We start from the raw sequence: 11,502 nt of genomic DNA, 5'->3' as shown, positions 1-11,502 counted from the left end.
TTTTCTTGTGTGTGGTGGGTTCCATTATTCCCGTTGTTGGGGGTGGTGGTACCCACCACACTCTTTTTTGTGCACCCACAACAAACAACGAGGGCCGTCTTTACGAAGTCTGATGACGCCAGCGCTCCTTGTTTGTAGACTCAGAGGTGCAACTCTGACTGACCGGATGATTGGGAATTTGTTTCAACAGGTGCACAATAAGTTCTTATTTTCGGATATTCCTGTTTATAATGACTTGTTCCAATAGAAAGGTGTTTCATGTCCGATCGCTCTAACGAGAGACCACGTCGCAACCACGGTTCTTCTTCCTCCAAGGGGCGGAACGGGCGGCCAGGCAATGGGGGCCGGAAAGGTCGGCGCGACGACAGTAGGGATCGTCGCAATGATCGCAGCGGTGACGGCCGTGGTAGGAGCAGAAGCGCTCGTCCTGGCGGCGATGAAGAACGCAAATTCAACAATCGTCACAATCGCTCGCAGCCTCGTCGGCAGGGCTACCGCGAGGATAGGATGGCTCAAAAGCTTTCTGAACCCGACCTGCCTTCCGATCTTGACATCAGTGTTCTCGACCCGTCCGTGCTGCAAGATTTGAAGGTGTTGTCACATGACAACGCAACTCGCGTCGCGAAGCACATGATTATGGCTGCAGATCTGCTCGACGACGACCCGGCGCTTGCCTTGCGTCATGCTAGGGCAGCAAAGAATCGTGCCGGACGTGTTGGGGTTGTTCGTGAAACGAATGGTGTAATCGCTTACCACGCAGGTGAGTGGAAAGAGGCACTTTCTGAGCTGCGAGCTGCCCGGCGCATGAGTGGCGGCCCTGGGCTTTTGGCTGTGATGGCTGATGCTGAACGCGGACTTGGTCGTCCCGAGAAGGCGTTGGAGCTTGGTCGGAGTCCTGAGGCGCGAGACCTCGATCGTGAGGGACGTATTGAGCTTGCCATCGTTCTTTCTGGTGCGCGTCGCGATCTGGGCCAGGTTGATTCTGCGATTGCGACTTTGGAACGTGTACGTCCGAACAAGGACGAGCGGGACGTCTCTGCAATGCGTTTGTCTTACGCCTACGCCGACGCATTGCTGGCTGCTGGCCGAAAGGCTGAAGCTGCTGACTGGTTCAAGCATGTTATTGAGTTGGATCCGGAGATGTTGACGGATGCGAAGCAGCGTTTGGAAGAGACGGAGTAGTGGCTTTGGGTTCTCTTGCTCATCAATATGACGTGTTGCTCTTTGACTTAGACGGCACGGTTTGGGAGGGCGGCCGCGCGTTAGACAATGCGGTTTCCAGCATCATCGAATGTGGTGTGACACCTTTCTACATCACGAATAATGCATCCCGGCCTTCGGCCCTCGTCGCCGAAATGCTTGGTGATATTGGGCTAGAGTGCTCGAGTGAGGAGATTATTACCTCAGCAGAGGCAGCTTTGGAGCTAGCGCGACCCCTGCTGAAAGAGGATGATCCCATCCTTGTTCTTGGTGCGCAGTCGTTCAAAGACTTGGTTTCTGGGGCCGGTTATCGCGTAGTCTCTAGTGCTGACGACGCACCAGTTGCGGTGCTACAAGGGCACTGCCCGGAAACTGGGTGGCGTGAGCTGTCTGAAGCAGCGTTGGCGATTCGCAACGGGGCGGTCTACTTGGCTTCAAACCTTGATACTTCCTTGCCGATGGAGCGGGGGCTTATGGTCGGGAATGGCTCGATGGTGGCGGCGGTGACGTCGGCAACCGGCGTTGTCCCAGAGGCGGCCGGAAAGCCGGAACCGGCTATGTTCCATCAGGCTGTGAAGCTGTCGGGTGCTACGCGAGCGTTGGCGGTCGGTGACCGTTTAGATACCGATATTGCCGGTGGAAATCGTGCGGGGATGGATACGTTGCAGGTACTTACAGGTGTGTCTGGTCCTTATGCTTTGTTGGCGGCTAAGCCGGTGGAGCGCCCGACATATATTGGTGATGACTTGCGTAGCCTCTTGGCAGATGCGGAGAGCTTGCGGCCGGGAGCACAGGGCGGTTTCGTGGCGAAGCTGCAAGGAGATACGCTCCTGCTTAACGGTGGTGCTGCATCTTCTTCGCCTACGGAGGCCTTGCGAACGGCTCTGGCTGTTGCGTGGTCTGCAGAGGCCGAAGTACGAGTGGTTGAGCCGGTATCGCAGTGGGCGCAGAAGGCTGTGGAGTCGTGGTGGTAGGGCACGCCCCGAAACCCCACGATCCAAGGCGAGTCGGCATTTCACCGGAAGAATTGCGTTCGAAGGTAGATAGTGTGCTGGCGCGGGTGCCGTCTACGATAAGGGATGAACTTGAACAGTTGGCTGAGGCTCATGACGTTTTAGCAGAAGCGCTAAAAGACTGAGCATCGCCGTAGGAGAGGAGTACGGGTGGCACCTGGTCGGCGACGCCTTGACGCAGAACTTGTTCGACGAAAGATCGCTCGTTCACGGGAGCAGGCCCGGACATGGATTATTGAAGGACGCGTTGAGGTCGGAGGGTTTCCTGCAAAAAAGCCAGCTACAGTTGTCGAACCCGATGTTTCCATCAAGGTCGATGTTGATAACACCGATGACTGGGCTTCCCGTGGCGCGCACAAACTTCTGGGGGCACTAGAGCACTTCGAAAAGCTTGGGTTTACGGTCAAGGATAGGACGGTGATTGACGCGGGAGCGTCAACGGGGGGATTCACTGACGTTTTGCTACGAAGAGGTGTCCGCCGGGTCTTTGCGGTAGATGTCGGTTACGGGCAATTACTTTGGCGGCTGCAAAACGATCCGCGTGTGACGGTGATGGACCGTGTGAATATACGGTCGTTGACTGCCGACATGCTGAGCGAGTCGGCCAATTGCATGGTGGGTGATTTATCGTTTATCTCTTTGAAGCTTGTGCTTCCTGCGCTGGTAGCAGCGCTTGAGGACGAGGCGGACCTCCTGCCGATGGTGAAACCACAGTTTGAGGTTGGTAAAGACCGCGTTGGTCACGGGGGTGTCGTTCGTTCGGCAGAGCTGCGTCGAGAAGCAGTGGTAGATGTCGCATTGTTCGCACAGTCGCTGGGGCTTGAGGTGAAATCAATGGTTGCATCTCCGTTGCCAGGTCCGAGTGGTAACGTAGAATACTTTCTGTGGCTGCGTAAGACAGCAAATGCGCAGGAACAATCTGTCGAGGCCGTCGAAGAGATGGCAACACAGGCGGTGCAGGAAGGGCCAGCGTAGATATGTCTGTAGATGATCGGCGACGCATTTTGTTGGTGCCCCATTTTTACAGGCCCGACAATATTGAGGCTGCGGCGAATTCTGCCCGGATGCTGCAGCAGGCTGGCATTGAGGTGCAGTTGCTTTCTGCGGGGGAATCAAGTCCCGCTGAAGAGGATCCAGTATTGCAGAAGCTGGAGCACGTAAGCCCAGGGGCCGAGGCTGGCCGAGGCTGCGAGCTTGTATTTGTGCTTGGAGGCGATGGAACGTTTTTACGCGCAGCAAACTTTGCGCACCTTCAGGACATTCCAGTGCTCGGGGTGAATCTCGGCCATGTGGGATTCTTGGCAGAGTCCGAAGCGGAAAGCCTGGAAGATGTGCTGTCCTCGGTGATAGCGCGCTCATATCGGGTTGAAGACCGCATGACACTTGACGTGCGGGTTTTGGATGCGACGGGTGAAGTGCTTGGCGAAAGTTGGGCGCTGAATGAATGCAGCATTGAGAACTCGGATCGTACAAGAGTGCTTGATGCGTTTCTAGAGATTGATTACAGGCCCGTGTCTTCGTTCGGTTGTGATGGTGTGCTGGTATCTACGCCTACTGGATCAACCGCGTATGCTTTTTCGGCCGGTGGTCCGGTGATGTGGCCTGAGCTCGATGCCATCTTGGTGGTTCCGAATAATGCGCACGCCCTCTTCGCGAAGCCAATGGTTGTTTCACCGTTGTCGACGGTAGCGGTTGAGTCCTTTTCGACGACCAGCTCCGCTGTTGTCGTGATGGATGGGGTTCGTAGGATTATGATGCCGCCAGGTGCACGGGTCGAAGTGACGCGTGGTCGCCGCCCGGTGCGCTGGGTTCGGCTTGATGAGCGTCCGTTTACCGACCGCCTGGTGGAGAAGTTTCAGCTTCCGGTATCTGGGTGGCGTGGCCCAGACAAAGAGAGGTAGATCGGCGTGCTGTCGGAAATTGCTATCAGGAACCTTGGTGTGATCCCTCACGCTAGCGCGGAGCTCTCGGAAGGTTTGACAGTCCTTACGGGTGAAACTGGCGCCGGTAAGACGATGGTGGTCACGAGTTTGCGGCTGTTGACTGGTGGTCGTGCTGATGCTTCTCGTGTTCGGACGGGAGCGCCGGAAGCGGTGGTGGAGGGCGCGTTTGCGGTAACAGGAATCCACGAGGACAGTCGCGAGGCTATTGCGAAGATCGCGGAGAACGCTGGTGCGGTCCTCGATGAAAACGGTGAGTACGTCGTAGTCCGTTCCGTAAAATCGACAGGCAGGTCGAAGGCGCACTTTGGTGGCCGGGCGGTACCGGCTGCGACACTCAGCGAAGTCTCCTCGCACCTGCTTACGATTCATGGCCAGAACGATCAGTTACGTTTGATGTCGCCAGAACAGCAACTGCATGCGTTGGACCGCTTCGATCCTGCTGCTTCAAAGGTTCTCCGTGCGTATCAGGAAGCGTGGAAGCGCTGGCGCGTTGCGAAGAGAGATTTAGAGGAGCGGACAAAGCGGCGTCGAGAATTAGCGATGGAACAGGACCGTCTCCTGTTTGCTGTCAACGAGATCGACGAGGTCGCACCCGAGCCAGGTGAAGACGCTGAGCTCGTCTCTGCGATTCAGCGCCTGCAAGATGTTGATGGATTGCGCTCCGCGGTTCAAGAGGCGATGGTTGCAATCGATGGCGCTGAGGCGGTTGGTGAGTATGACGAGGCGTCCGCCGCTTCAGATTTGGTAGGGCAGGCTGCGAGTGCACTTGGTGCATCCACTGATACGCAGCTGCAGGAGCTGGGGCGTCGACTGGAAGAAGCCGCCACTGTGCTTTCGGATGTTTCTTCGGAACTTGGAACGTATTTGTTTTCGTTGGATGCGGATCCGCATGCGCTCGAGAACATGCTTCAGAGGCAACAGTCGTTAAAGGTGCTGACCCGAAAGTACGCGTCGGACATTGATGGTGTGCTCCGTTGGAGGGACGAGGCGCAGCAACGGTTGGCGTCAATTGATACGTCGGATGAGGCCCTCGCGGAGCTTCAACTGCGGGTTGATGACGCTGCGACCGAGATGAAGCAGCACGCTGAGGAGTTGACGGGCATTCGTCGCGATGCTGCACGACGGTTCTCTGAGGCGGTGACACAGGAGTTGCATGGGCTGGCGATGCCTAAGGCTGTGCTGAGCGTCCGCGTTGAGGGAGCAGACTACGGCCGTGATGGCGCTGATGCTGTCGAGATTTGTCTGTCGCCTAACGCTGCGTCAGAGCCAAAGCCATTGGCAACCAGCGCGTCAGGAGGTGAGCTTTCACGCGTCATGCTCGCGATTGAAGTGATCCTTGCCGGGTCAACGCACGGCGCGACATTCGTCTTTGATGAGGTTGATGCTGGTGTCGGTGGTCAGGCCGCGGTGGAGATAGGGCGTCGCCTTGCACGGCTCGCAGTAAACAATCAGGTAATTGTGGTGACGCACCTGCCACAGGTTGCGGCTTACGCGGACAGACACTTACACGTTGCGAAGAACGTTGGCGATGAAACCGTGACATCAGGAGTGCTTGTGCTTGACGATGCCGAGCGCGTGGAGGAACTAGCTCGCATGATGGCTGGGATGGCGAACTCGGAAACAGGAAAGGCGCACGCGGCGGAGCTACTGGAGCAGGCACAGCGCGAAACAAAAGAGTTTCGTCGATAGCCCGCGCGCCTAGCAGTACTTGGCGTGCGATGCAGGCAGAATTCAACATATGACTGAAACTTCTGCAACTTCTGAATCGACTAGCGCGCCGTTGCAGGGACCGCTGCGTGATTGCACGCCGCAAGGCAAGGGGCGCGGCCGTCTTCGTTCTGGGGATATTGCCTTCGTTGATGCTCCAGATATCAGCCGTAGGGAAGCTGAGATGTTGATCAACGCGGCACCGGCGGCGGTTGTCAATATTGCACGATTTAGCACTGGGGCTGTGCCTAATTACGGCCCGCACTTGCTTCTCGACGCCGGCATTCCACTGTTTGAAGCTGCCGGTGCGGAGATGCGGGCGTCGATACGCGATGGCAAGAAGACATCCGTAACGGTTTCGGGTGAGATCAAGGTTGGGCGCAAGGAAGTCGGTTCTGCTTCACCAGTGGTGCGCGCTGATGTTGACGCGACGTTTATTGAAGCACAGCGTCACCTCGTAGATCACATGGAGGCGTACTTCGGAAACACGATCGAATTTATACACTCCGAATCGCCGCTGCTTATCGATGGTGTTGGCGCGCCTGAGTTAGGTGACGTGATTGCGGACCGAAAAGTTATTATCGCGAGCCCGTGCCCAGATCTCCGAGAGCGTATCGAATCGTTGCGCAATTTCATCCGTGAGTTCACACCTGTGCTGATTGGCGTAGGCAAGGCGACGAATACCTTGGCGGAGATGGGGTACGCGCCCGACTTTATCGTGGGCGACCCGGGCGACGTGGCTGAAGAAAATTTGCGAAGCGACGCGCGGGTGATTTTGCCAGCGGACCCCGACGGCTACGCGCCTGGTCTGGAGCGCATCCAGGATCTTGGAGTAGGTGCGATGACGTTTCCCGCCGCGACCGAATCTGCAACAGACCTGGCGGTGTTACTGAGCGTGTTCCACGATGCAGAAATGATCGTGATGGTTGAGCAGCCCGTGAACCTGGACCGTATCTTTACCGAATCAGATGAAAGCTCGCCGGCAGCACTGCTCACTCGTTTGAAAGCGGGTCAAAAACTGGTGGATTCCACAGTGATAGCTGATTTGTACAATCTGACGACTGGTCGGGGAGTCGCCTGGGCATGGGCAATTTTGGGATTGCTTGTTGCTGCGGCGACGATTGTACTCATCGTCGGGCTTGGCGGGAGTGGGCCGTTTAGCACGAACCTGGCGGATACGTGGAACACGATAGTTACACAGCTGCAGAGTCTGTGGAGCTAATAGGGAGTAGGTGGTTTTGATGTCTTCAGGAAGTAGTTCGGCAGGTTATGTTGCAGCAGGTCTGGGCTGGGGCATTGCACTTGGTGTCGCAGCAGGAATGCTGGTGATTGCGCCAGCAATGGGCACGCTTGATTTTTCAACGTCGTCGCAGTTAGGCGAGTCGCAACAGTCGGCTGACGCCTCGCAGGGGACAAAATTTGAGTTTTCCGATGCAGTGATAGCTCAGCATTCGGCCGAGCTTGTTGCGAACACGCTGGATGGTAAGTCAGTGATGGTGCTTCGCACGCACGATGCGTCAGCAGAAGATGTCGATGCTGTAACGTGGCTGCTTCGCACCGCAGGGGCATCAGAAGCGGGCCAGATTACGTTGGGCGAGAAGTTTACCCAGCAGGAGTCAGCTGATGCATTGAGTACGATCATCGCGAACACCCTGCCGGCAGGAGCGCAGCTTTCCGTTGATCGACGCGCGCCTGGCACACATGCTGGCCAGTCGCTGGGGAGCGTTCTGCTCAAGGATCCAGCGACTGGTGAACCGGTGGCTCCGGAATCTGATCGTAATTTCGTTATAGAGGCGCTGCATGGAGGCGGTTTTATAGACGACACAGATGTTTCAGCGCCTGCTGATGCGATTGTTGTGATCGGCGCCGGTGATACCGGCGGGGAGCGTTCTTTCGGGACACAACTGTTGACAGACATGACCGCGGAGCTCAATGACTTAGCTGCGGCAGTGTATGCGGCGCCAGATGAAGACGGTGGGTTTGTTGATACGGAAGCAGGCAGGGTGTCGGCGGTGCTTTCGCTTGCGGAAGAATTGGCGGTCGAATGATGCACGAGTTTGAAGTTCAACAGTCGGAGCTGCTGCTGGATGCACCGATTATCGCGGTGCGCAAAGATATTGTTTCGATGCCGGGGGGCGCTTCCGCGGCACGCGAGATCGTAGAGCACTTCGGTGCGGTTGCAGTGGTGGCCGTCGATTCCAAACGAAGGATTGCGATGGTCCGCCAGTACCGGCACAGCGTTCGGCGCCGGTTGTGGGAACTTCCTGCTGGACTTCTCGACGTCAGCGAGGAAGACGCGCTTGTGTGCGCCCAGCGTGAGTTGGCCGAGGAAGCTGGTTTGGCTGCTGAGAAGTGGGCATTGTTGCTGGATCTGGTGACGTCCCCGGGTTTCGCAGAAGAAGCGGTGCGTGTGTACCTGGCTTCGGATCTCCGTGAGGCCCCTCGTGGTGAAGCCGAGTTCGAAGAAGCCGATATGGTGCTGGAATGGGTGCCAATTGAAGAGGCACAATCGATGGTGTTTCGCGGTGACATCGTGAACTCGATTGCGATTGCCGGAGTGATGGCAGCGGCGCGAGTGCTAGAAGGCGAGGTAGAGCCGCGTGATGTAACCGAGCCCTTTGACCTGCGGCCAAGATCGCTAGCAGAGCGACGCACAGCGCAAGGCGTCACGCCCGATATGAAGAGGATCTAGTTGGACGTCAATGAGCTTGTTAGGCGTTGGCTCGAGCACCTTGCAGTTGAACGAGGTCTTTCAGCAAACACATTGAGCAACTATCGTCGGGACCTTAGACGGTATGCCTCGTGGCTGCACGCCAACGGCAAAGCCAACTTGTCTGAGGTGACCGCTGCAGACATCGAGGCGTACCTGGCGGACCTACGGCGTGGAGTTGATGGGGCTGCGCCGTTGGCGGCATCTTCGGCTGCGCGCGCACTTGTGGTTGCCCGCGGACTACACAAGTTTGGGGTGCTTGAGGGCGTACTTGCAGGTGATGAATCAGCCCAAGTAGCTCCACCTTCGCCTGGTAAGAAGCTGCCCGATACGCTAAGTATCGAAGAGGTCGGCAAGATGCTGGACTCGTGCCCCACGGAGGAGCCGATTGGGTTACGAGACAAAGCGTTACTGGAGTTGCTCTACGCCACGGGGGCGCGTGTGTCGGAAGTACTGGCGCTCTACGTCGATGACTTCATGGCGCTCGAAGGCGAACAGCACGCGGTGCTGACATTGACAGGCAAGGGCAATAAGCAGCGCATCGTGCCGGTGGGGTCGATGGCGAAGGAGGCCGTCGAAAAATATCTGGTGCGCGGACGCCCAGCGCTGGCCAAAGGGCGCTCTCATTCGCTGTTCCTGAACGCACGTGGCGGCAGCTTGTCTCGGCAAAGTGCTTGGACGGTCATCAAACGGGCCGCTGAGCGAGCCGGGATCACCAAGCATGTTTCTCCTCACACGTTGCGGCATTCTTTTGCAACACACATGCTCGACGGCGGCGCCGATGTACGAGTAGTGCAAGAACTGCTTGGGCACGCATCTGTGACGACTACCCAAATTTACACACACGTTACTGCGGAAAGCCTTCGGGAAGTCTGGCACGCTACGCACCCTCGTGCATAGGTATGTAGGGTTGACATGTTCTGATGCACGACCGGAAGGATTCTTGCCACATGGCTTTTCGACGACCCCACGTTCTCGCAACTGTCGCTGCTGCTACATGCGCTCTCGGGCTGAGCACCTCGGGAGTTGATATGAACGCGTATGCGCAGTTGCCGGAGGGGCTTGATCCTGCCGCGATCCAGCAGGCCATCCCTTCCGAGATCCACGTGCAGGCCGGGCAGACTACGACTGTCGACACCGGTGTTCCGCTGAGCCTCAATTACAGTTCGGGTGACTGGACCGTTGTATCATCTGGCACTTCTGTGTCCGTGACTGCTCCTGATACTCCAGGTGCAACGGTGAGCGTTCCGGTCTCCGCTGGGGGATACTCGGCGACCGTGAATCTCGTCGCAGTGGGCGGTGGTGAGACCGTTGATGCTCCACCTGAGAGCGCTGCGGAGCCTGAAAACAATGATGGTGCTGGCAAGCCACATGGCGATAGCGTTGATGACTCAAACAGGGAAGGACACGGATCCGAGACTGGTTCAGGCTCAGATCAACGTGTGCACGACGCGCCTGCTGCGCCACAGGCCCACCGTGTCCCAGCCAAGGAGGTGGATACCACGAACGCGAAGCGCCTGGAGTTCGAGGGCGTCATCGAGGACAACAGCATTGTGGTGAAGGTGCCACTGAGTAAGGCCGGACAGCTGATGAAGTACGCTAAGACCGATAAGGAAGGCGCCACACTTCGTTACGTAGACGTGGACGGCAATATCATTGAAGGCGTGAAGCGTGACGTGGACGTAGCGTCGCGCACGCTGACATTAACGTACCCGGAGGGACAGACGCCGGATAACCCCTTCATCATGGAGGTTGTCCGGGATGGATCGGCGGCGGAGTTCATCGCGGTGATAACGTCAAAGAACGCTCCGACTGCTGCACCAAAGGATGGAAATACCCAGGGAGGCGACAGTCAAGCGGAAACACTTGACGAATCGAGGGCGAATGACGGCCTTCTTGCCCTGGGCATCGCAGGAATTGCGGCACTGGTGGCCTTGCTGCTCATCGTGTTCCTGATTCGAAAGAGGCGACAGGCACATAACTAGGTATGGCATTGTAAGATGATTGCGTCAAGGGCTTACACGTGACGCGCATTGGACGGAAGGGATGACAATGGCAGGCAACGCATTGTTTGACGCTGCTGAAGAAAAGAAGTTTCTCACGGGACGTCCATTCCGCGAGTTCCCTCAGCCTGAACCGCTCGAGCACCACGGCCCGGCGACCATCCTATCGATGGTGAATCAGAAGGGTGGCGTCGGCAAAACGACGTCGACAATCAACCTGGGTGCATGTCTCGCAGAGCAAGGGCGCAAGGTGCTGCTTGTTGACCTCGACCCGCAGGGTGCGCTCTCAGCCGGTCTTGGAGTGTCCCATGATGAAGAGCAAGTCACCGTGTATGACTTGCTTTTTGACAACACTGCGTCGATCCACGCGGCCATTCGGCACTCGAATATGCCGGGGCTGGACCTTGTCCCTGCGAACATTGACCTTTCTGCTGCGGAGATTCAACTGGTCAATGAAGTCGGCCGTGAGCACACACTGGCCCGTGCGCTCCGCCCTGTGCGCAACGAGTACGACATCATCATCATCGACTGTGGCCCTTCGCTCGGCCTGTTGACCGTCAATGCGTTGGCGTGCTCGGCGGGCGTGATGATTCCGATGGAGTGCGAGTACTTTTCGCTCCGTGGTCTTGCGTTGTTGACTGACACAGTGGAAAAGGTGCGAGACCGCATCAATTTCGACCTTGACATCGTAGGCATCCTGGTCACGATGTTCGACCGCCGCACTACACACGCGCGAGAAGTGATGGATCGAGTCGTTGAGGTATTCGGCGAGCGAGTTTTTGACACGGTGATTACCCGAACGGTTCGATTCCCGGAGACCTCGGTTGCCGGTGAACCGATCATTACTTGGGCGCCGCACTCCCAAGGCGCAGAGCAGTACCGGCAGTTGGCGCTTGAGCTGCTCGAGCGCATTGATAAGTAGTTTG

Annotated in this window: 11 protein-coding genes; all 11 read left to right on the top strand. The window is 57.2% G+C overall.

Annotated features, from left to right (window positions below; genetic code table 11):
• Positions 1-507: 507 nt before the first annotated feature.
• The 11 genes from QP802_RS02265 (at position 508) to QP802_RS02215 (ending at position 11,498) form a co-directional block, all read left to right on the top strand.
• A complete protein-coding gene (locus QP802_RS02265; protein WP_070477184.1) occupies positions 508-1,182 on the top strand; it encodes a hypothetical protein in 675 nt (224 codons plus the stop codon).
• Complete coding sequence (locus tag QP802_RS02260) at positions 1,182-2,174, top strand: HAD-IIA family hydrolase (protein WP_256020435.1); 993 nt, start codon at positions 1,182-1,184, stop codon at positions 2,172-2,174. Before QP802_RS02265 ends, QP802_RS02260 begins: the two co-directional genes overlap by 1 nt.
• 189 nt (positions 2,175-2,363) lie before the next feature.
• On the top strand, positions 2,364-3,188 hold the full coding sequence (locus tag QP802_RS02255; RefSeq protein WP_284817513.1) for a TlyA family RNA methyltransferase: 825 nt from the start codon (positions 2,364-2,366) through the stop codon (positions 3,186-3,188).
• Between the two features lie 2 nt (positions 3,189-3,190).
• Positions 3,191-4,114: an NAD kinase gene (locus tag QP802_RS02250; RefSeq protein WP_070977101.1), complete on the top strand. Its 924-nt coding sequence runs from the start codon at positions 3,191-3,193 to the stop codon at positions 4,112-4,114.
• Positions 4,115-4,120: 6 nt separating this feature from the next.
• On the top strand, positions 4,121-5,845 hold the full coding sequence (gene recN / locus QP802_RS02245) for a DNA repair protein RecN (protein ID WP_284817512.1): 1,725 nt from the start codon (positions 4,121-4,123) through the stop codon (positions 5,843-5,845).
• A gap of 49 nt (positions 5,846-5,894) precedes the next feature.
• Entirely contained in the window at positions 5,895-7,085 is a 1,191-nt protein-coding gene (steA, locus tag QP802_RS02240) for a putative cytokinetic ring protein SteA (RefSeq protein WP_070477177.1), read from the top strand.
• A gap of 19 nt (positions 7,086-7,104) precedes the next feature.
• The gene (locus QP802_RS02235; RefSeq protein ID WP_083329555.1) at positions 7,105-7,911 is read left to right on the top strand and encodes a copper transporter; all 807 of its coding nucleotides are present in this window, start codon (positions 7,105-7,107) and stop codon (positions 7,909-7,911) included.
• Positions 7,908-8,555: an NUDIX domain-containing protein gene (locus QP802_RS02230; protein ID WP_070362505.1), complete on the top strand. Its 648-nt coding sequence runs from the start codon at positions 7,908-7,910 to the stop codon at positions 8,553-8,555. The genes QP802_RS02235 and QP802_RS02230 overlap by 4 nt, the downstream gene beginning before the upstream one ends.
• The gene (gene xerD / locus QP802_RS02225) at positions 8,556-9,473 is read left to right on the top strand and encodes a site-specific tyrosine recombinase XerD (protein WP_256006579.1); all 918 of its coding nucleotides are present in this window, start codon (positions 8,556-8,558) and stop codon (positions 9,471-9,473) included. It begins immediately after the preceding gene.
• 50 nt (positions 9,474-9,523) lie between these two features.
• On the top strand, positions 9,524-10,558 hold the full coding sequence (locus QP802_RS02220; protein WP_284817511.1) for a hypothetical protein: 1,035 nt from the start codon (positions 9,524-9,526) through the stop codon (positions 10,556-10,558).
• 67 nt (positions 10,559-10,625) lie between these two features.
• Positions 10,626-11,498 (top strand): ParA family protein, encoded by an 873-nt coding sequence (locus QP802_RS02215; RefSeq protein ID WP_070362502.1) that lies wholly within the window; start codon positions 10,626-10,628, stop codon positions 11,496-11,498.
• The last annotated feature ends 4 nt before the right edge of the window (positions 11,499-11,502 follow it).

Origin of the sequence: Corynebacterium sp. UMB10119B (assembly GCF_030228125.1) — a bacterium.
Lineage (GTDB): Bacteria > Actinomycetota > Actinomycetes > Mycobacteriales > Mycobacteriaceae > Corynebacterium > Corynebacterium pseudogenitalium.
The sequence above is the reverse complement of the archived record's forward strand: the minus strand, read 5'-3'. Positions and strand labels throughout refer to the sequence as shown.

What these genes read in the sequence shown, in the direction of transcription:
- QP802_RS02230 (WP_070362505.1), top strand. Translation starts at nt 7,908, where the DNA reads ATGATGCACGAGTTTGAAGTTCAACAGTCGGAGCTGCTGCTGGATGCA.
- QP802_RS02215 (WP_070362502.1), top strand. Translation starts at nt 10,626, where the DNA reads ATGGCAGGCAACGCATTGTTTGACGCTGCTGAAGAAAAGAAGTTTCTC.
- QP802_RS02265 (WP_070477184.1), top strand. Translation starts at nt 508, where the DNA reads ATGGCTCAAAAGCTTTCTGAACCCGACCTGCCTTCCGATCTTGACATC.
- QP802_RS02235 (WP_083329555.1), top strand. Translation starts at nt 7,105, where the DNA reads ATGTCTTCAGGAAGTAGTTCGGCAGGTTATGTTGCAGCAGGTCTGGGC.
- QP802_RS02250 (WP_070977101.1), top strand. Translation starts at nt 3,191, where the DNA reads ATGTCTGTAGATGATCGGCGACGCATTTTGTTGGTGCCCCATTTTTAC.
- steA (WP_070477177.1), top strand. Translation starts at nt 5,895, where the DNA reads ATGACTGAAACTTCTGCAACTTCTGAATCGACTAGCGCGCCGTTGCAG.
- QP802_RS02220 (WP_284817511.1), top strand. Translation starts at nt 9,524, where the DNA reads ATGGCTTTTCGACGACCCCACGTTCTCGCAACTGTCGCTGCTGCTACA.